Below are 23401 nucleotides of genomic sequence, written 5' to 3' on the forward strand. Positions count from 1 at the left end.
TCGTCAGGAGGTCCGGGTCAGCGTGAATGGCACCCAGTAGGTCCCCGGCCCATCCCCTGGGCAACCCGGTGCCGCGACGGTGAAGGTGCGCTCGCCGGAAAAGTTCCCGGCCTCGGTCGGCTGCAGGAAATCGGACCGGAATGCCGTGACCTGACTGCCGTCGTCGCAGTGGAACGGGTACTCGCCGCTGGATTCCCAGCGGTCCCCGTTCCACCGGTAGTCGAACAGTGTTGGCGCATCGGGGTTGTTCTCCAACTCGGTGAGCAGCAGCCAGTGCGCCACGCAGCCGTCGTCGCCGCACACCGTGCTGAACCTGGCGCGTTGGGTGGATGGATCGGAGGCGTCGGGACGTCCGTCGAAGGTCTGCCGGGAGTGGTCCAGGTAGGTGTCATAGGAGCCGTAGAGCGGCACCGGATCGGTGCTGTCGGCGTGTGCCGTGGGACTGAGCGCCAGCGCGGCAGGCACTGCCGTGGCGGCGAGGATCTTGGCCAACATGGCTCTGGATAACACAGATCTGGGCACGGGCTGGCACGAATGCGGTGAGGACGGGTACCCGCGTTTTCCGCAAATCACTATCGGTTGAGGCAAAGCAACTCGAGGCAGCGCTGAAACGTCTGGTCGCAAGCTTGACCATGGCGCCTTCGGCGTCTTGAAACACCCCGGGCGCGGCGGGCGTCAGCTCACGGCGGCCAACCGGCGATCCGAACCGGTCCGCACGCTGGCCGCGTGCCAGGCGCCCAGGCCTTCGACGGTCCGGTCTGCCGGCGCGGGGCCGGTGAAGACGATCGACAGCGGATACGGTTCGACCGTGGCCTGCACGACCGCCGCGGCGATCTCCGACACGGCCGGATCGTGCTGCGGGAACAGGCTGGACGAACCGGACGCGTCGTCCGCGACGGTGTCGACGAAATCGCCGGAGACCACCGTGCAGTGGATTCCGCGCAGGTTGAATTCCCGGCGCATGGCGTAGAGCGTGGTTTCGTCGTTGCGCTTGCTGGCAGCGATCCGCCGGTAGCCCTTGAGCACACCCTTGTTCGGGTAGAAGTGCGCCTGGTTGCTGGTCACGAACACGATCCGGGCGCCGGCGGCCATCAGCGGCAGCGCCGCTTCCACCAGGCGGCGTTGCGCATAGCGGGCGGCGCCGGCGGCGTCGACCGCGGTGGCGGTGAGCACCAAGGTGTCCAGCCGGCCGTGATCGCGCCGCACCCCGTCGATCATCGCGGCGACCGCGGACTCGTCGACGATGTCAGCGGCCACCGCGGTGGCCTGCCCGCCGGTCTGCCGGATGGCGTCGAGGACGGCGTCAGCCTCAGCGCCGGACTTGTGGTTGACGATGACGTGCGCGCCGGACTCGGCGAGGCGGCGGGCGACTTCGGCTCCGAGTCCTCGCCCCGCGCCGGTGACCAGGGCGATCTGCGGTTGTGAATGCATATCGAGACCTTTCGCAGTGGGTTGTGGCCCTCGCGAGTGCCGCGGTGTTCTCCATGCCGACGGCTTCGGCGGGTATGCGTGACCACCCTACACCAAAATTAAGAAATTTAAGAGTCTATTTAAGATAACGATGAGGGGGCAGCGGGGTGTCGATGAGCGGGGCTGCGTCGGCCACACTGAGGCTCATGACCGAAACCGGCACCACCACCGTCGCGGTGTACCTCGACTTCGACAACATCGTGATCTCGCGGTACGACCAGGTGCACGGCCGCAATTCCTTTCAACGCGACAAGGCCAAGGACGGCGCACAGCTGCAGGAGCGGCTGGACAGCGCCACCGTCGACGTCGGCGCCATCATCGACTTCGCGTCCTCATTTGGAACGTTGGTGCTGACCCGCGCCTACGCCGACTGGTCGGCCGAGGTCAACGCTGGTTATCAAGGTCAGTTGGTGGGACGGGCGGTCGACCTGGTGCAGCTGTTCCCGGCCGCGGCGTACGGCAAGAACGGCGCCGACATCCGGTTGGCGGTCGACGCCGTCGAAGACATGTTCCGGCTGCCCGACCTCACGCACGTGGTGATCGTGGCCGGCGATTCGGACTACATCGCGCTGGCGCAGCGCTGCAAACGGTTGGGCCGCTACGTGGTGGGCATCGGGGTGGCCGGGTCGTCGAGCCGTGCACTGGCCGCGGCCTGCGACGAGTTCGTCACCTACGACGACCTGCCCGGGGTCCCGGTGTTCCAGCCCGCCGAGCCCGATCCCCCGGCGACGGCACCGGACCGGGGCGGCAAAGCCAAACAGCCCGACCCCCAGGCCGCCGCCACCGCGTTGCTGATCCGCGCCTTGCGCATCGGGATGGAGAAGGACGACGTCGACTGGCTGCACAATTCGGCGGTCAAGGCGCAGATGAAGCGGATGGATCCGTCGTTCAGCGAGAAGTCGTTGGGCTACAAGTCGTTCAGTGACTTCTTGCGGTCACGCCCCGAGGTGGAACTCGACGAGAGTTCGACGACGCGGATGGTGCGGCTCAAGGAAGCGGGCTGAAGCACCCGGTAGGTCGAGCCGGCAGATGCGCCGGCAGAACGTCATGGCGAGGTGCAGAAAAGCGGACATGGGTAGACTCCGGGGATGTTTGTCCGGCGGGCTGCGCGTCGTTGGGCACTGTTTGCTGCATCGGCACTGGTCCTGACGGCAATCCCCCTGACTGCTCCGACCTCCCCCCGGGCCACCGCCGACGACTGCCCGGACGCCGAGGTGGTGTTCGCTCGCGGCACCGACGAACCCGACGGCATGGGCCGCGTCGGTAATGCCATGGTCGACTCGCTGCGGCGGCAGACCGGCGGGCTGAACATCCGCGCCTACCCGGTGGATTACAAGGCCACCATCACCCAGCGGCACAGTGGCGCGGGCGCCAAGGACGCGATCGCCCGCATCAAATCGACTGCGGACTCCTGCCCCGCCACCAAGATCGTGTTGGGCGGCTACTCGCAGGGCGCGAGTGTGGTCAACATCGTCGCCGGTTTCGACGGCGTCAATTGGGGCGACCCGCTACCGCGCGAGTACCTGGACAACGTTGCCGCGGTCGCGACGTTCGGCAACGTCGCGGGTCGCACCGGTGGCGCGACACCGACCCAGGATTCACCGCTGTCCGCCAAGGCAATCGACCTGTGCCATCCCAGCGACCCGATTTGTCACGATGGCCCGGGTAACTCCTGGGACGGCCACACCGATGGCTACATCCCGGTGTACACCGATCAGGCAGCGGCGTTCATCGCGGCCAAGCTGCTGACCCACGGCGTGCCTCGGAACGGGACGCGACCGTCCGACAGCGCACAGACCCAATACGGTCAATCACCCGGTCCGCAGCAGCCCAGAACTACTCGGCCGGCGCTTCCCGGGCCGACGACGACAACGCCTCGACCCTCCTACCGCGGCGGTTTGATCTAGTACTTCGTTTCGATCTGGCCCATGGGCGTCTGCGCGTGACAGCGCTGTCGGTCCCCCCGGCTACCATCCTGACCAGCGGGACAACAGGGGGGCGGCAAGAGCAGTGGCCGGGAGTGGCAAGAACAGCGGATGCGCGACGGGATTCGTCGTGTTCGTCGTAATCGGGCTGATCGCGTCGATTCCCAAGGAAGTCTGGATCATCTTCGGGGTGCTCGCAGCCGTCGCCCTGCTGGCGTGGCTGGGCAACACCGTCGTTCGGGGCTGGCAGAAGCACCGCGCCGAGGTCGAGGAACAACAACGCAAGCAGCGAGCGGCCGCCAAGGCCGCCGCCAAGCGGAAGCTCCTCGCTGAACTCGGCGAGGACAACTTCGCGCTGGTCGAGGTGGCGCGGGCGGCCGTCGCGAGGGTGAAGGACTCCGAGGCGGCTCGCGACGGGTGGCTCGGCGAGGTGGACTTCTCCGACGACATCACGACCATCATCGACAATTTTCGCAAAGCGCATGCTCTGCGTGAGGTTGCCGACAAGCTGTCCAAACTGGACTCGCCTACCCCAGAGGACCGTCGTCTCCTGGCGGACGCCAAAGCCACTGCAGCCCGGCTGGAAATGGCGGGCATCGAACGAGTCGAGCTGGTCGACAAGTGCGCAGCCGAAGCCGGCAGCATCGATGAGTCGCTGCGCAAGGAACGACAGGATGCGCGCACCGCGCAGCAGCGGGCTGAGTTGCACGGCAAGCTCAGCGGCATGCTCTACGGAATAGCGGCGGCCCCGGATACCTCGTCGATCGACGACTCCGCCGCCAACCGGGTGATGGCACACGTTGCGGCCTATCGGGAGGTCAAGAAGCAGATCGAACAAGCACGCAGGGCGTGATTGACGACCCCCAAGGACATGCAACCGGGCGACGCGCGTTGGCGGAACCGACATGCAGGGGCAAGCAAGCACCGCAAATGCCGAGTTGCAGCGAGAGATTGACACGACTCGCTGCCTAGGCGCCGCGTGCTTGCCAGCATGGTGTTCTCATGTCAGTCTCGGGAGCAGGCCGACTAGGATCGGTGGCATGCCGGAACAGAAGACCGGTGCGGACAGTGAGGCTGTTCTGCTTGGTGATCGACGACAACCAAGTAAGGGTGAGCGCCAGCGCCGCGCCATCCTCGATTGCTTGCCCGAACTTTTGTCGAAGCGTCCCATCAGCGAACTCAGTGTCAGCGAGATCGCGTCGGCTGCCGGTGTCCTCCGGTCGGGGTTCTATTTCTACTTCGAGTCGAAGTTCACCGCACTGGCAGTGATCACCTCCGAGATCTGGTCAGAGTTCATGGACCGGGCGCGCATCTTTAGCCGCGCCGCTGGCGAGTCGCCTGCCGATTTCATCGCCAGGACCGCCGATCTCGCGCTGGAGTTGTGGCGCGATCACGAGGGTGTACTGATGGCGTCGGTACAGGCCATCCCGCTGGATGAGCAGTTGGCGGAACTCTGGCAGGAATGGATCCTGCGACTCGCCGATGTCCTGACCAAGCAGGTGCTGAAAGACCAGGAACTGGGGCTGGCGCGTCCGGTCGCCCCCGACGTGCCCGCACTCATCTCGACGCTGCTCGAGATGACCATGCACATCTTCTACATGAACCGTCTGCGCCGGCGCGACGAACAGCAGATCGCCAAGGTGAGCGAGATGGTGCAGTCGATTTGGCTCGCTTCGGCGTGGGGTATCGCTGACTCACCGTCTTCCAGCCGAGGTGCCGAGATCAAGTCGAAGCGGCGTAGCGCCCGCGGGTAGAACGGCTCCGCGTCGCGCCTTCGGCCACCTATCGCTGGCGGAGTTTCCCCTCTGACTGCGCTCATCGAATGTCCCCAGGTGTGCTTACCGAAATTCCCCACCTGTGAGCAGTGGTCAGTGTAGTGGTTGGCGGGTTCCGGTGGTTGCTCGGCGGAGGGTGTCGGTGGCGGCGTGGTGGTCGCGCAGGCGGTAGGACTCGCCGTCGAGGTTGATGACCACCGAGCGGTGTAGGAGTCGGTCGAGCATGGCGGCGGCGACGGTGGTGTCGCCCAGGACTTCGCCCCAGGCGCCGACTCCGCGGTTGGTGGTTATCACGATGCTGGTCTTCAAATAGCGTTGGGAGACCACCTGGAACAGTGCGGAGGCGGCCTCGGCGGGCAATGGTAGGTAGCCGAGTTCGTCGATTACCAGCAGTGTGACTTTGACTGCTGATTCGGGAGTCGTTTGATCACGGATTTCGGAGTCGGTGTTGTCACGGTGAAGTCGGTGACTGTGAATTTGGGAGTCACCAGCTGTCCACGTGGTCCGAGTTGGATTGTGGTGTGCGGCCTTCGGGATCGAAGGTGGAGCTGTACGCGGCGATCCGCCGAGATGCCCGCGCCGGGAAGTCGGCGCGGGCGATTCAGCGTGAGTACCGGGTCTCATGGACGACGGTGCACAAAGCGTTGGGTTCGGCCTGGCCGGCTGAGCGGAAGGACTACCCCGCCCGTGGCAGCAAGATCGACGACTACCGCGAGGTCATCGACGGCTGGCTGCGCACGGATCTGACCGCCCCGCGCAAGCAACGCCACACGGCCAAGCGGATCTTCGACCGGCTCCGTGATGAGCATCAAGCCGACGTGTCGTATTCGCGGGTGCGGGCGTATGTGTCGGTGCGCCGCGGAGAAATCCTGGCCGAATCCGGTCGTGCCCCGGTCGAGGTGTTCGTGCCGCAATCGCACCGCCCCGGCGATGAGGCAGAGGTCGACTTCGGTGACGTGGTGATCGAGCTGCGCGGTCAGCCGGTGACGTGCACGTTGTTCTCGCTGCGGTTGTCGTTCTCGGGCCGCGCAGTGCATCGGGTGTTTCTGTCTGCCGGGCAGGAGGCGTTCCTGGAGGGCCACGTGCATGCCTTCGAGGTTCTCGGTGGGGTGCCGTTCGGCCGGATCCGCTACGACAACCTGAAATCGGCGGTCTCGGCGGTGCTCGGCTTGTCGCGGCACCGGGTGGAAAACGACCGCTGGGTGGCGTTTCGCTCCCACTACGGCGTCGAGGCGTTCTACTGCCAGCCAGGAGTGCAGGGTGCTCACGAGAAGGGCGGCGTGGAAGGCCAGATCGGCTGGTTTCGCCGCAACCACTTCGTGCCGGTCCCGCAGGTCGAATCGATCGCGGAACTCAACGCCATGATCGACAAATGGGACGCTGACGATCTGGATCGGCGCATCGGTTCCCGAGTCCGCACCGTCGGCGAACTGTTCGCCGTGGAGTCGCCGCTGCTGGTGCTGCTGCCGGAGGCCGCGTTTGAGACCGGTCGCTGGTTCAACCTGCGGGTGGATCGGCATAGCCAGATCACGGTGCGCACCAATCGGTATTCGGTCCCGGTCCGCTTCGCCGGCCGCCAAGTGCGGGTGCAACTGCACGCCTCACATCTGGAGGTCTACTGCGATCGCCAACTGGTCGCCACCCACGAACGCCTACCGGGCAAGGCCGAGACCCGGCTCGAGTTGGATCACTACCTGGAGATTCTGCTGCGCAAACCCGGTGCCCTGCCGGGATCGACGGCCTTGGAGCAGGCCCGCGCAGCTGGGCGGTTCACCCCGGTGCACGACGCCTGGTGGGCCGCTGCCCGCAAGACTCACGGCGACGCCGCCGGCACCCGCGAAATGATCGGCGTGCTGCTGGCACACCGTCACTTGCCCCACGAACTGTTGGTGATTGGGTTGGCCCGCGCCCTGGCCGCCGGGGCACTGACCGCCGATGCCGTGGTCCTAGAAGCCCGAAAGGCGTCTGAGGACAACACCTCTGAAAACTCCGATGAACACCACGAAACCGACGCCGAGGCGGTGGCGTCGCTGACCGTGCGGCGGCTGGCCGCATTGCCCACCGATTCTCGGCCGCTGCCCTCGGTCGCGGCCTACGACACTCTGCTGCGCCATCCCAGGAAGGACACCGCCACACCATGACCACCACCTCTGTGAGTACCAGCCTGCCGCACCGGCGCGGACTGACCGAACAAGCCTCCGACGCCGCGGTCGAGCAGGCCTGCCGGATGCTGCGCCTGCCCACGATCCGAACCAACTTCGCCGAGCTGGCCGACGAGGCCGCCGCCGAGCAAATGTCCTACCGGGGATTCCTGGCCGAGCTGTTGATGGCCGAATGCGATGACCGGGCCCGGCGCCGGGCTGCGAGGCGGATCAAAGGCGCGGGGTTTCCCCGCGATAAGTCGTTGCGGGCCTGGGACTTCGACGCCAACCCGCACGTCGATACCGCCACCGTGCACACCTTGGCCAAATGTGAGTGGGTCAAGAAGGGGTTGCCGCTGTGTTTGATCGGTGACTCGGGCACCGGCAAGAGCCATCTGCTGATCGCGTTGGGCACCGAGGCGGCGATGGCCGGCTACCGGGTGAAATACACCCTGGCCACCAAACTGGTCAACGAACTCGTCGAAGCCTCCGACGACAAACAGCTGTCCAAGACCATCGCCCGCTACGGCCGCGTCGACCTGCTGTGCATCGACGAGCTGGGCTACATGGAACTCGACCGCCGCGGTGCCGAACTGCTGTTCCAGGTGCTCACCGAACGCGAAGAGAAGGCCTCCGTCGCCATCGCGTCCAACGAAAGTTTCTCCGGCTGGACCAAGACGTTCACCGACCCACGGTTGTGCGCGGCCATCGTGGACCGACTGACCTTCGGCGGCAACATCATCGAAACCGGCACCGACTCCTTCCGGCTCGCCCAGACCCGCGCCCGCAGCGGCGATACCACCACAGAAAGCGCCGCACCGTAGCGGCGGCAACCCGAGCGGGGGCCTCACGGCACGACCCCATGCCCGTTCCGCATGTCACAGTGGTCCGGTGAGCGACGAACAACGCCGGTGGAACCACAACACCCACTACTACAACCTCGTTCTCGACGCCGTGCCACCAAACGCGCGCACCGCTCTGGACGTCGGCACCGGCGACGGACTGCTGACCACTCAGCTCGCCGAGAAGATCCCCGACGTCACCGGCATCGACGCCGACGCTGACATCATTAACCTCGCTCGATCCAAGACCTCGGCCACCATCACCTGGATCACCGGCGACGCCCTCACCCATGCCCTGCCCGAGGCGCACTACGACCTCGTGGCCGCCGTCGCGACCGTCCACCACTTCCCCGATCTGACGGCCGGTCTGCAACGCCTCGCGGACCTCACCACTCCCGACGGCGCACTTGTTGTGATCGGCTGCGCCCGCAGCTCGACACTGCACGACCACGCCTTCGATGCCGTAGGGGTTATCCAGCACCAGATCTACTCCCGCACCCGCGGCTTCTGGCAGCACAACGCCCCGGTCCAGATGCAGTTCCCGCACACCTACACAGAGGTCAAACAGACCGCCGCGACGGTGCTCCCCGGCATGACCTGGCGTCGGCTCCCGCTATGGCGATACGCCATCACCTGGCACAAAACCACGTAGCGACACAACACCGCTCCGTTCACCGACACCGCGTCCGACCGACTCCGAAATTGGTGGTCAAAACCAGCCATCCACACCGAGGAACGACTCCCAAATTCGCGATCAAACGACTCCGGATTCCGCAGTCAGAATCAGCAGTGTGGGTCCGGCGTAGAAGCGCATGGTGGTGGCCCAGCGTCCTTCGATGGCCGCCCGGTGGCAGCGTGCCGCCAGATCGGCGGCGGTGGTGAAGTAGGTGCGGTACCCGGCATGTGCTGCCGCCCTGGCTAATCCGACCGAGAGATGCGTCTTTCCTGTCCCAGGCGGGCCGATGAGCAGGATGTTGGTCGCCGAGTCGAGGTAGCGGCAGGTGCCCAGCTCATCGATGAGTGCGCGGTCGATGCCGGCGGCAGCGTCGACATCGAAATCAGCCAGCGTGGCGGGGGTGGGCAGGCACGCGAAGCGTAACCTGCCGGCCAGGCGGCGGGCGGTGCTGGCGTCGACTTCGACGGCCAGTAGCCGTTCCAGTGCCACCGTGAGCGACAGGCCTTCGGCGGTGGCCTGATCCAGCACCGAGGGCAGGGCCTCGGCAGCGGCGGTGAGTTTGAGTTCGGCCAGGTGTGAGCGCAGTTGCTGGTAGCGGCTGGCCGCCGTTGTTGGCGTCTCGTGATCGGTGGTGCTGGTTCTCGGGGTGCGGGGGGTGGGGGTCATTGCATGGTCCTGTTCTGGGCGGCCCGCTCGTAGACGGACATGTCGATGACAGTGGGGTCTGTTGATGGCATTGCAGATTCAGCAGGGCTAGTGCTGGTTCCGCGGAGTTCAACCAGTTGTGCGGCAGCGGCTTTGGCGGCCGGCCCGGGTGGGATGCGTTCCTTGCGGCGGTGCGGTCGTCCGGTGGCGGCGGTGGTCATCGCTGCTGTGTCAAGGGCGATGACGTGCCCGCTGTCGCGGACCATCACTCCCAGCCCGTCAGCGGCGATGCGGTGCCGGGCCACCACGATCCCGCTGGCGGTGGCGACATCGAGGTACTGGCCACCGACGGGATGGCTGATCCTGACTTCGGCAGCGGCCAACTCTGGTGGCACCGAGTACCGATTGCCGCGGTAGGACACCAGCGCCTGCCGCGACGCGGTGCGGGACTCGGCCACGATCACCGGATAGGACACTGCCGGCACCGGCTGAAGCGGCTCTGCGGTGGCCGCCACTGCTACCGAGGACCGCCCATCAGAGGTGGCCCTGACCCGGGTATCGCCACGCACCCGCGCGAAACGATCCACGCTGACTTGGGCCTGCTCCGGTGTCATGTCGTCGGGCAGGGTGCGCCACCAGCGCTGCGCGGCAGTGTGATTGACCTTCTCCACCACGCCCTTACGGTTGCCGCGCCGCGGCGGACAGATCGCCACCGAGACCCCGTAGTGCTTGGCCACCCCGGCGAACGACGCGGTCACCCGGCCCGAGCCGGGATCACAGACCGTGGCCATCCGGTCGAACCGCCACACCCGGGTCAGCCCGCCCAGGGCGCGGCAGATCGTGTCGATGGCGGCGACCAGATGCGGTTGATCCATCGATGGGCAGAGCACCGCACGCCACTTACCAGAATGCGCCAACGAGCCGACCAACAGGAAGGCTTTCTTGCTCCAGCCCCACGATGCGGGTGGGTCGGGCAATTCCAGCCAGTCCCATTGCGTTTCCTCACCGGGCGGGTGGGCGATGATCGCGTTGGGCCGGTCGATCGCGGTGCGGCAGGCTTCGCATGCCGGGCGCAGCTTGCGGGTGCGGATGTTGCGGGTCAGACTCTGATACGACAGCGAGAAGCCCAGGTCTTCGAGTTCGTCGTAGAGGGTGCGGGCCCACAGATGCGGATCCTCGACCAGCCGCGCCGACACGTAGTCGACGAACGGATCGAACGGATCCGGGCCCGGCCGAGAGCGCACCCCGGGTTCGGCCTCACCGGCTAGATATTTGCGGACCGTTTTGCGGTCGAAACCGGTATGGCGGGCGATCGCAGAAATCGACCAACCGCGTTTTCGTAGGGCGTGTACTTCCAAGTCGTCCTCCCATGTGAGCATGAGAAAGCGGGCCTCCTTCGACGGAGCTACTGGCGTCAGACACCAGCAGCATCGAGGGAGGCCCGCCCTTCTCGGCGGAGCCACACGGGTGGGGAATTTCGATGAGCGTCAGTGGGGAATTTTAGCGAGCGCGGTCACTCGAGGCCGGGGCGCCTCGTAGTGCATGTATCAGGACTCGGAGGCTCGAGAGGTCGTACCGATCGCGAACGACCTCGTCGAGCTTGAGCAACCGAACGAACATCGTCGGCACCATCTGCGCGGTGGTAACCCGGCAACGCTGGATGTGGCGCAGCGTCTCTTCGGCGTCCGAACTTTCTCGCCAGTACCACAGTTCCGCCCAGCGCCTGCACCATGCCACACCGATGGTCTTGCGTCAGAACCTGATCACACCGCGCAGGTTGAGACCGTTCTTCATGTCCTCGTATCCCTGGTTGACCTCTTCGAGCGTGTACTCCCGAGTGATCAACTCATCAAGCTTGAGCACCCCGGCCTGATACAGCTCCAGCAGACTATGGATGTCGTTCCTCGGGTTCGAGGAGCCGAACAGGCAGCCACGGACCTGCTTCTCGTAGAGGGTGAGGTCGAACAGCGACATGTCGACAGTGGTGTCCGTCGGATGTGGGATCGCGGTCATGACCACCCGTCCACGCTTGCCGACCAGGCTCAGTCCTTGGGCCACATAAGCACCTTCGGCACTGTCGGTGGTCACCACACAAACGTCGGCCATTCGGCCTCGGGTGACCTCGGCGACGATCGTCTGCGCCTCCACCACACTCGCCGCGGCATGGGTAGCACCGAACTCGAATGACCGCTCCCGCTTGTACGCGACGGGATCCAGCGCGATGATATGGCGCGCCCCGGCGATGGCCGCACCCTGCACGGCGTTGATTCCGAGGCCGCCAACGCCCATGACCACGACGGTGTCGCCGTCCTGGGTCTCACCCGTGCGGACTGCGGCGCCGTAGCCGGTGGTGACCCCGCAGCCCACCAGTGCGGCTTTGTCGAGCGGAATGTCCTTGTCCACCTTGACCACTGAGGCCACCGGGACGACGGTGTACTCGGAGAAGGTGCCCAGCACGCACATCTGGCCCAGCCCCTGTCCGCGGGCATGGAATCGGTGCGTGCCGTCGAGTTGCGGGCCCAGCACGATCGCCGCACCCAACTCGCAGAGGTTGCTCATTCCTCGTGCACATTCCCGGCAGCGTCCACAGGCAGGAATGAAGCTCAGCACCACATGATCCCCGGCCTCGACCTCGGTGACACCCGGCCCCACGTCCACCACGACGCCGGCACCCTCGTGGCCGCCGACGGCGGGCAGCTGCATGGGCATGTCCCCGGTGACGAGGTGATCGTCGGAGTGGCAGAGCCCGCTGACGGCCAGCTTGACCAGGACCTCACGCTCCTTGGGTCCGTCGAGGTCGCCCTCGTCGACCTCCCATTTCTGGTTGAGTCCCCACAGGACAGCGGCTTTGGTCTTCATGAGTGATGTCTCCTCTCGAGAATTTCAGTTGACGTCGGTGCCCTGCGGCGCAGACCGATCGGAGGTGGCAGCCGGCCCGTCGACCGACGCGGTTACCTCCAGCACCGTCCGAGCCACCAGGTCCGGGTTGTCGTACATGGGCACATGTCCGACGTCGGGCAGCGTCGAGAACTGCGCGTGCGGCACCAGTTCCGGGAACCGTAGTCCGTAGGGCCGGAATGGGATCAGGGTGTCTTGTTCCGACCACGCGATCTGCACAGGACACGTGATGGCACCGAGGTGGTGGTGCGGGGCCAAGAAGTCGCGCATGAGATCGAAGTAGATGTCACAGCGCAGGTTGTCCTGCACGAAGGCGACCGCGGCCTCGGTAGGCAACCTGTCGGTGTGCGCGAAGGCGGCACCCAGCGCCAGCCGACGAGCCGCACCGAACCGAAGCAGCTGCGGCGACAACGGACTCGTCACGGTGAACAGTCCGCGGGCCAGCACGAGCTTGGCTTTCAGGACGGTCAGGTGTCGACCGGTGGGAGCCCAACCCAGTGCCGGCGACAGCGCGGTCACCGACAGAGCCCGCCCGCGGGCGGCCAACTGCAGTGCCAACCAACCGCCCAGCGAGTTGCCGACGAGGTGTGCCACCTCTACGCCAAGCCTGTCGAGCTCACGCTCGAGGTGGTCGGCCAGCACCGTGACGCTCACCTGCTCGCCGGCTCCGAGCTGCGGACCGTCTGCGTGCCCGGCCAACGGCAGGTTGTGCACCTCATGCTGCTCGGCCAGCTCAGGCAGGATCGGCAGCCAGTTGCGCCAGCTGCCGCTGAACCCGTGGATGCACACCAGCGGCGAACGTCCCGACTGCGATGTGGAGTCGCTCATCTCAGCCACCGACTCGTCTACCGCTGCGTCTCGAGGTCAACCGACGTCAACTGCAGGCCTTCGAAAGTCTGCTTATTCCAACAGTCTTCGATCATGTCCCAGAACTCGACTTCGCTGTTCTGGTACACATCTCCCCAGAATCCGCGCGCCAAATCGCCTTGCCCGTTGTAGTAACCCGGCGTGCACGTCGACAGGTAGAACAGTCGAGCCAGGCCCGACTCACGTGTGCGCTGGATCCAGTCGGCCTGGGCCGCCTCCTCCGGTTCGATTCTGGCGACGTGGTTGTTCAGGGCGTGAGAGATGACCCGTGCGCTGTGCCGCGCCTTGCGGTCGAGCATAAACGTGTAGTTCACGACGTAGGCGTTCTGGCTCACACCGAGTTCGATGAAGTTGGGGAAGCCCCGAGAGAAGAAGCCGTGCAGTGTTTTCAAGCCATCGGCGAACTCCGCGCGCATAGACCGGCCGTTGCGACCGATGATGCCGTAGCCGTACCGGTCCGCGGTCACCGAGCCCGTTTCGAATCCGGTCGCGAAGATGACGCAGTCGACGTCGTAGTGTTTTCCGTCGACCACCAATCCGTTCTCGGTGAACTTCTCGACGCCCTTGGGTGATGCGACAAGGTGCACCGACGGTTTGTTGAAGGACTGCAGGTACTCGTCGTTGAAGGTCGGGCGCTTGCAAATGGCACCGAACCACGGCTTCAACGCCTCGGCGGTGTCGGAGTCCTCGACGATCTCCTCGATGCGTGCGTGCACCCCTCGAATGAGTTGCATGTCTGCGACCTCGGCGAGCACGATCTGGTCCTCGATCTCCAGCGTGTCCAGCGGGGCCTCGACGAGATGCTGGCCCGTGATCGTCGTCAAGATCGTCGTCCAGATGTCGCCGACCAGGTTCTCGTCCTGGGGATGGCCGTTCACCAGCGAGTTGAAGTTGTGGTGGCGCCGCTGCTGCCAACCTGGCGTGAGGGTCTTCACCCACTCCGGATCGGTCGGCCGGTTGTCCCGCGGCCCCACCACGCTGGGGGTGCGCTGAATGACGAACAACTCGGCGGCATCCTCGGCGAGGAACGGGACAGCCTGGATTCCGGTGGCACCGGTGCCGATGATCGCGACGCGCTTGTCGCGCAGGTTGGTCATCCCACCGTGCTGGTCGCCACCGGTGTAGTCATAGTCCCAGCGGCTGGTGTGGAACATCGCGCCCTTAAAGTCTGCGATGCCTTCGACGCGCGGCAGCTGAGGCTTGTTCAACGGTCCGTTGGCGCGCACGACGAACGGAGCGGTGAGCACGTCACCGCGGTCGGTCCGGACCTCCCACAGCTGACTGTCCTCCTGCCACGTCAACGAGGTGACCGACGTCTGGAACAGGGCTGCGCGGTAGAGCTCGAAGTGCCGGCCGATCCGTTGCGCATGCGCGAGTATTTCGTCGCCGTCGGCGTAACGCTTGGTGGGGATGTAGCCCGTCTCCTCCAGCAGGGGCAAGTAGATGTACGACTCGACATCGCACTGCACACCCGGATACCGGTTCCAGTACCAGGTTCCACCGAAATCACCCGCCTGCTCGACAATCCGGAAGTCCGTGATGCCCTGCTGCGTCAGATATGCACCCGCCAGTAGTCCACCGAATCCGCCGCCGAGGATCAGGACTTGGTGGTGCTCGTGGACAGCATCCCGTCGGATCGGCGCACTATAGAGGTCGCCGTCCTCCACCACGCGCGCGTCGCGAAGGCTCTGGAACTGCGCGAGGTGCTCCTCACGCATCCGGCTGTCGCGCTCTTCGGCGTAGCGCGCCCGAATCAGTGCCGGGTCGAAGTCGACGTCGATCTGAATGCCGGACTTCGGCAGCGAAACGGTCATGACATGCCCTCCCTGGGACTGATTCCTCAATTATTGACAGGTGGTCAATTCTTGATGACACTATGTCATATTGTTAGCTGGCCCACAATAGACCGACTGATCCGCTCAGCTCATAGGAGGAACAGTGACTGACACCGCACCGTCCTACGCGCGTGGCAACACCACGCCACCCCTGCTGAGCGAGACGATCGGACACAACCTCGCCCGCACCACCGCGAGAGTTCCCGACCACGAAGCACTGGTCGAGGTCAGCAGCGGTCGCAGGTGGACCTACCGGGAGTTCTGGGCCGATACCCGCCGGGTGGCCAGTGGGCTGCTCGCAATGGGTATCGGCCCCGGTGACCGAGTGGGCCTGTGGTCTCCGAACACCGCGGAATGGACGCTCGTGCAGTACGCGACGGCCCAAATCGGCGCGATTCTCGTGACCATCAATCCGGCGTACCGTCTCGACGAACTCGACTTCGTCCTCAACCAGGCAGGCATTCGCACCGTCATCGCGTCTCGGTCGTTCAAGACGTCCGACTACGCGGCGATGCTGGCCGGCGTGCAGGATCGCTGCCCGTCGATCCAGGACGTGATCATCGTCGGGGACCCCTGAATGGCAACGTATCTCGACCACGACCGCCGATGACTCAGCACTCGACGCCGTCGGCGCAAAACTCACACCCGCAGATCCAATTAACATTCAATACACTTCTGGCACAACAGGTTTCCCCAAAGGGGCCACGCTGTCACACATGAACATCCTCAACAACGGCTACTTCGTCGGTGAGGGCCTGAACTACACCGAGAACGATCGGGTCTGCATACCCGTGCCCTTCTACCACTGCTTCGGGATGGTGATGGGCAACCTCGCGTGCACCTCCCACGGATCGACGATGGTCATCCCGGCACCGGGGTTCGAGCCCCGGCCGACCTTGGAGGCCGTGGCCGGCGAACGCTGTACCTCTCTGTACGGCGTGCCGACGATGTTCATCGCCGAACTCGCCCTCGACGACCTGGATTCGTTCGACCTGAGCAGCTTGCGGACCGGGATCATGGCCGGCTCCCCCTGTCCCGAACAGGTCATGCGCCAGGTCATCGACAGAATGAACATGCGCGAAGTCGCAATCTGCTACGGCATGACCGAGACCTCACCGGTCTCCACCCAGACCCACCCCACCGATACGCTGGCACACCGCGTCGGTTCGGTGGGGACCGTCGGCCCCCACCTCGAGATCAGAATCATCGATCCCGACTCCGAGCAGGTCGTCCCCCGCGGCGAGCCCGGCGAACTGTGCACCCGCGGCTACAGCGTGATGTCCGGCTACTGGAACGAGCCCGAGAAGACCTCAGAAGCAATCGATGCCAACGGCTGGATGCACACCGGGGACATCGCGACCATGGACGCTGACGGCTACGTTTCGATCACCGGGCGTATCAAGGACATGGTCATCCGCGGCGGCGAGAACGTCTACCCCCGCGAGATCGAGGAGTTCCTCTACCAACACCCGGACGTCGTCGACGCACAGGTCGTCGGCGTCCCCGACGAACGGTACGGCGAAGAACTGATGGCCTGGTTGCGAATTCGCCACGGTGCCGACCATCCCACCGTGGAAACCATCCGGGACTTCTGCACCGGCCGTATCGCGCACTACAAGATCCCACGCTACGTCGTCGTGATCGACGACTACCCGATGACCGTCACCGGCAAGGTCCGCAAGATCGAGCTGCGGGAACGCGGAGCGGAGATCATCACATCCTCCGTGGCCACGGCCAACTGAATTCCACTCGCCCATACCCGTATTCAGGAGTCCCCATGCGCACCATTCCATCGCCCGCCCACCCCGACGCCTTGTTCTCGGCGGCCGATGGGCCACGCCCGTCGGCGCGGCAACCATCCCCTTGATCGACGCAAGCACCGGCCAGTCGATCACCGCGGCGGCCGGCGCCTCACCCGCCGACGTCGACAGGGCAGTCGCGGCGGCCCGTGACGCCTTCGACAGCTCGGAGTGGTCGGGGTGGTCACCGGAACAGCGCGCCGCCGCGCTGCGCTCTTTGGCTGACCAGCTTCGCGCGCGGGCGGGTGACACCGCTTCCCTGGTGAGTTGCCAGAACGGTATGCCTATTGCGATCTCGTCGGCCACGGAGGCCGTCTTCCCCGCGACGCTGTTGGACTACTACGCCGACCTGGTCACCGGCGCACCCGACGAGGAACTCCGTCACGGCTTCAACGACGCGCGCACCATGGTCCGTCGGGAACCCATCGGCGTGGTCGCCGCCATCGTGCCGTGGAACTTCCCGCAGACGCTTACTTTCTTCAAACTCGCTCCGCTGTTGGCTGCAGGGTGCACGGTGGTCCTCAAACCGTCCCCGGAGACCGTGCTCGACGCACTCGTCCTGGCCGAGGCGGTGGCCGCGTCGGCCATTCCCGACGGGGTGGTCAACATCGTGCCCGGAGACGCAGAGGTCGGCGCGTACCTCGTCGGTCATCCCGGCGTGGACAAGGTTGCCTTCACAGGCTCGACGGCAGCCGGCCGAGCCATCGGGGAGACCTGCGGACGACTCATCCGCCCGGTGACCCTGGAGCTGGGCGGCAAGTCGGCATCCGTCATCCTCGACGACGCAGACCTCATCCCGCTGCTGGGTAAGTTCTTCGAAGCCACGCTGATAAACAACGGCCAGACCTGCTATCTCGGCACCCGGGTCCTCGCGCCGGCGCGCCGGTACGCCGAAATCGTCGATGTCCTCACCGATTTCGCAAGAGCCCTGGTCGTCGGCGACGCACTGGAGAGCAGCACACAAATCGGTCCGCTGGCGACGGCACGACAACAGCAGCGCGTTCCGGGTTACATCGACAAGGGCGTGGCCGAGGGTGGTCGCGTCACCACCGGCGGCGGTCGACCCACCGGCCTCGACCACGGGTGGTTCGTCGAACCGACCATCGTGGCCGACGTGGACAACTCGCACACCATTGCGCGGGAGGAGATCTTCGGGCCGGTTCTGGCGGTCATTCCCTATCGGGACGTCGACGACGCTGTCCGGATCGCCAACGACTCCGAGTTCGGGCTCGGCGGGTCGGTGTGGACCGCAGACGAGAGTCGTGGCGTCGAGGTCGCGCGCAGAATCCGGACAGGGTCAGTCGGAATCAATCACTTCACCCTGGACCTCGGCGCACCGTTCGGCGGCATCAAGGCCAGTGGCCTGGGCCGCGAGCTGGGGCCCGAAGGGCTGGCCGCCTATCAACACACCAAGACCATCTTCCTCCCCTGAGGAGCAACGCGACTCCACCTGTCCTGCAATCAGTCCCATATCGACGAAATCGAGGATTACCACCCATGAAGGCTTTTCGTTTCACCGACGTCGGTGAACCACTGACCCTTGCCGACATCCCCGCCCCCACCCCCGAGCCGGGATGGGTCGTCATCGACGTCCACGCCGCCGGCATGTGTCACTCGGACGTGCACATCCTGCACCGACCCGACGCGACATGGGTCCTGAAGAAGCCGATCGTCCTGGGCCATGAGGTCGCGGGTACCATCGCCGCCCTCGGCGAAGGTGTCGTCGGTTTCAACGTCGGTGATCGCGTGGGTGTCGCACTCATCTCCCATCCCTTCGCCCAGGGCCTGTTCTACGCACCCGGTCTGGCGGTCGACGGCGGATACGCGCCGCAGGTGACCGCACACGAGTCGACGCTGGTTCCGATTCCCGACAACGTCTCCTTCGCCGAGGCCGCCGTCGCCACCGACTCCGTCGCGACGGCCTATCACGCCGTCCGCACCACGGCCGAGGTGACGCAGGGCCTGACGGTCGGCATCATCGGACTCGGCGGCCTTGGACTCAATGGCATCCGGGTGGCGGCCCTTCAGGGCGCGACGGTCTACGGCGTCGACATCAACCCCGCCACGTTCGACACCGCACTCGAACTGGGCGCCACCGAGTGCTTCACGTCCATTGCCGATCTCAAGGCGCTGGCACCCGACGTGATCATCGACTTCGCCGGCACCGCAACCACCACCAACGACGCGGTGCAGGCCGTCCGACCAGAGGGGCGCGTGGTGGTCATCGGGCTGGACGCCGGCACCACCGAGATCAACATCTCCCACCTGGTCCTGCTGTGTGTGCAGCTGCACGGTTCTCTGGGGGCCAGCAAGCAGGACCTGGTCGAGGTGTACGACTTGATTGACTCCGGCGAGATCAAACCCGTGTTGGAGGAGGTCGACTTCGACGAGATTCCGGCCGCGCTGGAGCGCCTGCACCGCGGCGAGACGACCGGCGCCCGCCTGTTCACCAATCCGCAGAAGTACCGGGCATGACCGCGAACCCGGCTGCCGTGTCATCGACGACTTCGTGGCGAGACGAGGAGACCCGGGCGGTTTTCGATCTCGCCGCCGAATTCTTCGACCGCCACGTGGTGGCGCACAACGACAAGTGGGACGCCCAACGTCATATCGACCGCTCGGTGTGGCACACCGCCGGCAAGCTCGGCCTGCTTTTATGCTCGGTCCCCGAGCAGTACGGCGGCGATGGCGGCACCTTTGCGCACGATTTGGCAGTGCTCGAGGCCCAGGGTTACTCAGGTGATCTGAGCCTGGGCATCTCAGTGCACAGCGGCATCGTCGCCCACTACATCCTGGAATACGGTACCGAGGAACAGAAGGCGGCGTGGTTGCCGCGGATGGCCACCGGGGAGATGCTCGGTGCGATCGGCATGAGTGAACCTGGCGCGGGATCCGATCTCAAGGCGATCCGCACCACCGCGGGACGCGACGGCGACCACTACGTGGTCAATGGTTCGAAGATCTTCATCACCAACGGGTCTTCAGCGGATGTCATCGTTCTCGCCGTGAAGACCGACCTCAGCGCAGGTGCCCGCGGGGTGTCGTTGCTCATCGTCGATCTGCGGGACTGCCCGGGGTTCTCGGTGGGCCGGGTGCTGGACAAGGTCGGCCAGCATGGGGCTGGCACCTCCGAGCTGAACTTCACCGATGTGCGGGTCCCGGCCGCGAACCTGTTGGGCCCGAACGAGGGTCAAGGCTTTGCGCAGATGATGGCCCAACTCCCGCAGGAGCGGTTGATCATCGCCGCCCAAGCCTGCGGGGCGCTCAAGCGTGCGGTGGCTGAAACGGTGCGCTACACCAAGCAGCGCGAGGCGTTCGGCACGGCGCTGTTCGATCTGCAGAACACCCAGTTCGAGCTCGCCGAGTGCCACACCATTGCCACCACCTGCAGCGTGTTCCTCGACCACTGCATCGACCGGCACCTTCGGGGAGAACTCGACGCCCCTGAGGCGGCGATGGTCAAGTACTGGCTGACCGACAAGCAATGCGAGGTCATCGACCGGTGCGTGCAACTGCACGGCGGTTACGGCTACATGCGGGAGTATCTGATCGCCCGCATGTACGAGGATGCCCGGCCGCAACGCATCTACGGAGGTGCGAACGAGATCATGAAGACCATCATCGCCAGATCGCTGTGACGCGAAGAGGTTGCGGCGGTTGCGACTACGGTATCGATTGCCTTCCCTTCGGCATATTGTCCCCACGCAGATCTTGTCCCCACGCAGATCGCAGGATGGACTGTCGGAATAACCGCGGATCCGTCACCCGATCCCTGGACCCCACCGGCCCCGGTAAGGCACGATGGGCGATGAGGTGGAAGCCCGCACTCAACGCGTTCGCGATCACCTTCAGCGGCCGGATCACTCCGACTGGCAACTAACCGATGCCAAGCCGGATCCACCGTCGAGGAGACGCCGGTGGCAATCGAGCCTCGAAGCCGAGTTGCCCCGCGCGTTCGACCAGCATCCACAGGCACCGATCCTGCGCTCAGCTCCGACCTGGTGCGATGGGTGCATCACGTCTGCCAGCGCTGGTGGGGCGCCGTCAGCGGTGCAGGACCGCCTCGGCGCTGGCGCTGGGCCGAAGGTCCAAGCGCCGCAATAGCTGTGCGTTCAGCGCGACGACGACTGTGGAGAGCGACATGAGAACTGCGCCGACTGACATCGGAAGTACGAAACCAACGGGCGCCAGAATCCCGGCGGCCAGCGGCACCGAAACCAAGTTGTAGCCGGCTCCCCACCACAGGTTCTGCTTCATCTTGCGGTAGCTGGCGCGGGAAAGCTCGAGCACCGAGAGCACCGAGCGCGGGTCGGAACTGGCCAGGATGACACCGGCGGACGCGATAGCCACGTCGGTCCCAGCCCCGATGGCGATGCCGACGTCGGCCTGCGCAAGAGCGGGAGCATCGTTGACGCCGTCGCCGACCATGGCGACCTTCTTGCCTTCCGCTTGGAGTGCAGCGACTTTGGCGGCTTTGTCTTCCGGCCGGACTCCAGCGAAGACGCGGTCGATGCCGAGTTCTTGCGCAACGGTGGTCGCGACAGCCGCCGCGTCTCCAGTGATCATGACGACTTCGACACCCAGCTTGTGCAGTGCGTCCACCGCAGTCCGGGATTCGGTACGGATTTCATCGGCGAGACTCAATCCACCGATGACTGTGTCATCTTGCACGACGTGCAAGATGATCGCGCCGTTGCTGCGCCAATGTTCGGCGACATCGATCTCGGGTTCACCGACTTCTTCGAGCAACCGCGGTCCGCCTACCCTTATCCGGGCGCCTCCGACGTTGGCGGTGACGCCCACGGCCGGGGAGGATGTGAAGCCCGTTGCGGAGGGGATGTTCAGGCCGTGAGCGGTGGCAGCTTGCACGATGGCTTTGGCCAGCGGATGTTCGCTATCGGCTTCGGCTGCGGCGGCCAATGCCAGGACGGCGTCTTCATCGTGGTCGCTGACCGAGTGCACTGCGGTGACTGTGGGCTCTCCCTTGGTCAGGGTGCCGGTCTTGTCAAAGAGCACCGCGTTCACCGTGCGCATGCCTTCTAACGCCAGACGGTCTTTGATCAAGACACCTCCACGTGCGGCTCGCTCGGTGGCTATGGACACGACCAACGGGATCGCAAGGCCCAGGGCGTGCGGGCAGGCGATGACCAGTACGGTGATGGCGCGGGCGACCGAAGCGTCTGGATCTCCGACGAGAGCCCAGATCAGTGCGGTCACGGCCGCTGTGCCGATCGCAAACCAGAACAACCAACCGGCTGCGCGGTCGGCCAGGCGCTGGGCCCGTGATGATGAGCTCTGCGCTTCGGTCACGAGGCGTTGGATACCGGCCAGTGCGGTGTCCTCACCGGTCGCGGTGATCTGCACGCGCAATCCGGAGTCCGTGGCGACCGTACCGGCAGTTACGGCGTCCCCGACGCTGCGTGTCACAGGTCGGGACTCACCGGTCACCATCGACTCGTCCATGTCCGCACGTCCGTCGATGATGGTCCCGTCCGCCGGGACGCTGGCCCCCGGGCGGATCACTACGACGTCGCCGACGCGCAGTTCAGCGGGCGCCACAGTCACGGTGTGCTCGCCTTCGACCTTCTCGGCTTCATCGGGAAGTAGTGCGGCCAGTGAGTCCAGCGCCGATGTCGTCTGGGCCAGTGATCGCATCTCGACCCAGTGCCCGAGCAACATGATGACGATGAGTAGCGCGAGTTCCCACCAGAATTCGAGTTTGTGGTGCAGGACGCCCAGGCTCGCTCCCCAGGAAGCGAGGAAGGCGACTGTGATGGCCAGTCCGACCAGAAGCATCATCCCCGGTGTACGGGCGCGGACCTCGCTGATCGCGCCGGCGAGGAAGGGGCGTCCACCGACGATGTACATGATGGTGCCGAGAACGGGAGCGATCCACTGCGCGCCGACGAATTGGGGAGGGTCGTAGCCGGCGAGCATCGCGAACATGGAGGAGAAGGCGACCACGGGCACGGCGATGATCAGGTTGATCCAGAACAGTTTCCGGAACTGGTCGACGTGGTCACCATGACCGCCGGGTCCTGTGTGGCCCGCGTGGTGGTGGTCGGGGGTGCCAGCGGTGACTGATCGCGCGTGGTCGTGATGGCCGGCGTGGTTGTGTTCCGGCGGTGTCGATTCGGTGGGGTTGATGTGGCTCATGGTCTCTTCTCCTGCGATCAGGGCTGGGTTGCCATCGGGGCTGCGCGTTTAGGAGCGCACCAGCCGGGCGACCGCCTCAGATGCTTCGGTCAGTTTCGCGTCTGCGGCGCGTCCGCCGGTCGCGGCGGCATGGCGGATGCAGTGCCGCTCACCTCCACACCCTGGACGCCGACAACGCCGCTGACCGCCTCCCGGACGGATGCTTCGCGATGCCCGCAGGACATGCCGGTGACCGTGAATCTCATCCCCCTCTTCACCTCCACTCCGCGTCGCTATCCCCTACCGGGTACTGGCAGTCGACGATATACCCCAGGGGGGTATATGGCAAGGCGCAGGGGTGGGCCGGAGCGGATCCTCACCACCCCCGTCCGC

Annotated in this window: 18 protein-coding genes and 3 pseudogenes; 12 read left to right on the forward strand and 9 right to left on the reverse strand. The window is 65.4% G+C overall.

The features are described 5' to 3' along the window. Positions 1 to 3 precede the first annotated feature (3 nt). Together AC5Y3P_RS21470 and AC5Y3P_RS21475 are read right to left on the reverse strand one after the other, a co-directional pair. Positions 4 to 495, reverse strand: a complete 492-nt coding sequence (locus tag AC5Y3P_RS21470; RefSeq protein ID WP_500047967.1) for an MBOE_33420 family protein — start codon at positions 493 to 495, stop codon at positions 4 to 6. A 180-nt stretch (positions 496 to 675) separates the two neighbouring features. Next, the gene (locus AC5Y3P_RS21475) at positions 676 to 1431 is read right to left on the reverse strand and encodes an SDR family oxidoreductase (protein ID WP_500047968.1); all 756 of its coding nucleotides are present in this window, start codon (positions 1429 to 1431) and stop codon (positions 676 to 678) included. Positions 1432 to 1616: 185 nt separating this feature from the next. Here AC5Y3P_RS21475 and AC5Y3P_RS21480 point away from each other — a divergent pair, with 185 nt between their 5' ends. The 4 genes from AC5Y3P_RS21480 to AC5Y3P_RS21495 all read left to right on the forward strand — a co-directional run bounded on the left by AC5Y3P_RS21480 (position 1617) and on the right by AC5Y3P_RS21495 (position 5149). Then, positions 1617 to 2474 carry an NYN domain-containing protein gene (locus tag AC5Y3P_RS21480; protein WP_500047969.1) on the forward strand — a complete coding sequence of 286 codons (858 nt, stop codon included), beginning with the start codon at positions 1617 to 1619 and terminating at the stop codon, positions 2472 to 2474. 84 nt (positions 2475 to 2558) lie between these two features. Next, a complete protein-coding gene (locus AC5Y3P_RS21485) occupies positions 2559 to 3377 on the forward strand; it encodes a cutinase family protein (protein ID WP_500047970.1) in 819 nt (272 codons plus the stop codon). Between the two features lie 148 nt (positions 3378 to 3525). Further along, positions 3526 to 4248, forward strand: a complete 723-nt coding sequence (locus AC5Y3P_RS21490; RefSeq protein ID WP_500047971.1) for a hypothetical protein — start codon at positions 3526 to 3528, stop codon at positions 4246 to 4248. A gap of 187 nt (positions 4249 to 4435) precedes the next feature. Next, a complete protein-coding gene (locus tag AC5Y3P_RS21495; RefSeq protein ID WP_500047972.1) occupies positions 4436 to 5149 on the forward strand; it encodes a TetR/AcrR family transcriptional regulator in 714 nt (237 codons plus the stop codon). Between the two features lie 114 nt (positions 5150 to 5263). Here the strand turns inward: AC5Y3P_RS21495 and AC5Y3P_RS21500 are convergent, their stop codons facing one another. After that, the gene (locus tag AC5Y3P_RS21500) at positions 5264 to 5794 is read right to left on the reverse strand and encodes an ATP-binding protein (RefSeq protein WP_500047973.1); all 531 of its coding nucleotides are present in this window, start codon (positions 5792 to 5794) and stop codon (positions 5264 to 5266) included. Here AC5Y3P_RS21500 and istA point away from each other — a divergent pair. From istA to AC5Y3P_RS21515, 3 genes are all read left to right on the forward strand, one after another. Next, entirely contained in the window at positions 5692 to 7311 is a 1620-nt protein-coding gene (istA, locus tag AC5Y3P_RS21505; RefSeq protein WP_500047974.1) for an IS21 family transposase, read from the forward strand. The genes AC5Y3P_RS21500 and istA overlap by 103 nt on opposite strands. Continuing rightward, entirely contained in the window at positions 7308 to 8135 is an 828-nt protein-coding gene (istB, locus tag AC5Y3P_RS21510) for an IS21-like element helper ATPase IstB (RefSeq protein ID WP_500047975.1), read from the forward strand. The genes istA and istB overlap by 4 nt, the downstream gene beginning before the upstream one ends. A gap of 67 nt (positions 8136 to 8202) precedes the next feature. Continuing rightward, positions 8203 to 8805 carry a class I SAM-dependent methyltransferase gene (locus tag AC5Y3P_RS21515; protein WP_500047976.1) on the forward strand — a complete coding sequence of 201 codons (603 nt, stop codon included), beginning with the start codon at positions 8203 to 8205 and terminating at the stop codon, positions 8803 to 8805. A gap of 126 nt (positions 8806 to 8931) precedes the next feature. Here the strand turns inward: AC5Y3P_RS21515 and AC5Y3P_RS21520 are convergent. The 5 genes and pseudogenes from AC5Y3P_RS21520 to AC5Y3P_RS21540 all read right to left on the reverse strand — a co-directional run. After that, positions 8932 to 9495, reverse strand: a pseudogene (locus tag AC5Y3P_RS21520) (ATP-binding protein); the annotation flags it as partial. After that, positions 9492 to 10853, reverse strand: a complete 1362-nt coding sequence (locus AC5Y3P_RS21525; RefSeq protein WP_500047977.1) for an IS21/IS408/IS1162 family transposase — start codon at positions 10851 to 10853, stop codon at positions 9492 to 9494. The pseudogene AC5Y3P_RS21520 and the gene AC5Y3P_RS21525, both read right to left, overlap by 4 nt. Positions 10854 to 11226: 373 nt before the next feature. Next, the gene (locus AC5Y3P_RS21530; protein ID WP_500047978.1) at positions 11227 to 12333 is read right to left on the reverse strand and encodes an NDMA-dependent alcohol dehydrogenase; all 1107 of its coding nucleotides are present in this window, start codon (positions 12331 to 12333) and stop codon (positions 11227 to 11229) included. Between the two features lie 24 nt (positions 12334 to 12357). Then, positions 12358 to 13200, reverse strand: coding sequence for an alpha/beta fold hydrolase (locus AC5Y3P_RS21535; RefSeq protein ID WP_500047979.1), 843 nt, complete (start codon positions 13198 to 13200; stop codon positions 12358 to 12360). A gap of 17 nt (positions 13201 to 13217) precedes the next feature. Continuing rightward, positions 13218 to 15053, reverse strand: a complete 1836-nt coding sequence (locus AC5Y3P_RS21540; protein WP_500047980.1) for a flavin-containing monooxygenase — start codon at positions 15051 to 15053, stop codon at positions 13218 to 13220. Positions 15054 to 15177: 124 nt separating this feature from the next. Here AC5Y3P_RS21540 and AC5Y3P_RS21545 point away from each other — a divergent pair. The 5 genes and pseudogenes from AC5Y3P_RS21545 to AC5Y3P_RS21565 all read left to right on the forward strand — a co-directional run. Then, a pseudogene (locus tag AC5Y3P_RS21545) lies at positions 15178 to 16816 on the forward strand (AMP-binding protein). 49 nt (positions 16817 to 16865) lie between these two features. Beyond that, the gene (locus tag AC5Y3P_RS21550; RefSeq protein WP_500047984.1) at positions 16866 to 18305 is read left to right on the forward strand and encodes an aldehyde dehydrogenase; all 1440 of its coding nucleotides are present in this window, start codon (positions 16866 to 16868) and stop codon (positions 18303 to 18305) included. A 65-nt stretch (positions 18306 to 18370) separates the two neighbouring features. Beyond that, complete coding sequence (locus AC5Y3P_RS21555; RefSeq protein ID WP_500047981.1) at positions 18371 to 19348, forward strand: zinc-binding dehydrogenase; 978 nt, start codon at positions 18371 to 18373, stop codon at positions 19346 to 19348. After that, positions 19345 to 20511 carry an acyl-CoA dehydrogenase family protein gene (locus tag AC5Y3P_RS21560; RefSeq protein WP_500047982.1) on the forward strand — a complete coding sequence of 389 codons (1167 nt, stop codon included), beginning with the start codon at positions 19345 to 19347 and terminating at the stop codon, positions 20509 to 20511. The genes AC5Y3P_RS21555 and AC5Y3P_RS21560 overlap by 4 nt, the downstream gene beginning before the upstream one ends. 122 nt (positions 20512 to 20633) lie before the next feature. Beyond that, a pseudogene (locus AC5Y3P_RS21565) lies at positions 20634 to 20753 on the forward strand (hypothetical protein); the annotation flags it as partial. A 164-nt stretch (positions 20754 to 20917) separates the two neighbouring features. Here the strand turns inward: AC5Y3P_RS21565 and AC5Y3P_RS21570 are convergent. Then, a complete protein-coding gene (locus AC5Y3P_RS21570; RefSeq protein ID WP_500047983.1) occupies positions 20918 to 23029 on the reverse strand; it encodes a heavy metal translocating P-type ATPase in 2112 nt (703 codons plus the stop codon). Between the last annotated feature and the right edge of the window lie 372 nt (positions 23030 to 23401).

Source organism: Mycobacterium sp. NGS45 (genome assembly GCF_059812645.1).

Excerpts from the sequence above, each read along its gene's own strand:
- AC5Y3P_RS21470 (WP_500047967.1), bottom strand. The coding sequence starts at position 495 with ATGTTGGCCAAGATCCTCGCCGCCACGGCAGTGCCTGCCGCGCTGGCG.
- AC5Y3P_RS21475 (WP_500047968.1), bottom strand. The coding sequence starts at position 1,431 with ATGCATTCACAACCGCAGATCGCCCTGGTCACCGGCGCGGGGCGAGGA.
- AC5Y3P_RS21480 (WP_500047969.1), top strand. The coding sequence starts at position 1,617 with ATGACCGAAACCGGCACCACCACCGTCGCGGTGTACCTCGACTTCGAC.
- AC5Y3P_RS21485 (WP_500047970.1), top strand. The coding sequence starts at position 2,559 with ATGTTTGTCCGGCGGGCTGCGCGTCGTTGGGCACTGTTTGCTGCATCG.
- AC5Y3P_RS21495 (WP_500047972.1), top strand. The coding sequence starts at position 4,436 with ATGCCGGAACAGAAGACCGGTGCGGACAGTGAGGCTGTTCTGCTTGGT.
- AC5Y3P_RS21500 (WP_500047973.1), bottom strand. The coding sequence starts at position 5,794 with ATGAGACCCGGTACTCACGCTGAATCGCCCGCGCCGACTTCCCGGCGC.
- istB (WP_500047975.1), top strand. The coding sequence starts at position 7,308 with ATGACCACCACCTCTGTGAGTACCAGCCTGCCGCACCGGCGCGGACTG.
- AC5Y3P_RS21525 (WP_500047977.1), bottom strand. The coding sequence starts at position 10,853 with ATGCTCACATGGGAGGACGACTTGGAAGTACACGCCCTACGAAAACGC.
- AC5Y3P_RS21530 (WP_500047978.1), bottom strand. The coding sequence starts at position 12,333 with ATGAAGACCAAAGCCGCTGTCCTGTGGGGACTCAACCAGAAATGGGAG.
- AC5Y3P_RS21535 (WP_500047979.1), bottom strand. The coding sequence starts at position 13,200 with ATGAGCGACTCCACATCGCAGTCGGGACGTTCGCCGCTGGTGTGCATC.
- AC5Y3P_RS21540 (WP_500047980.1), bottom strand. The coding sequence starts at position 15,053 with ATGACCGTTTCGCTGCCGAAGTCCGGCATTCAGATCGACGTCGACTTC.
- AC5Y3P_RS21555 (WP_500047981.1), top strand. The coding sequence starts at position 18,371 with ATGAAGGCTTTTCGTTTCACCGACGTCGGTGAACCACTGACCCTTGCC.
- AC5Y3P_RS21560 (WP_500047982.1), top strand. The coding sequence starts at position 19,345 with ATGACCGCGAACCCGGCTGCCGTGTCATCGACGACTTCGTGGCGAGAC.
- AC5Y3P_RS21570 (WP_500047983.1), bottom strand. The coding sequence starts at position 23,029 with ATGAGCCACATCAACCCCACCGAATCGACACCGCCGGAACACAACCAC.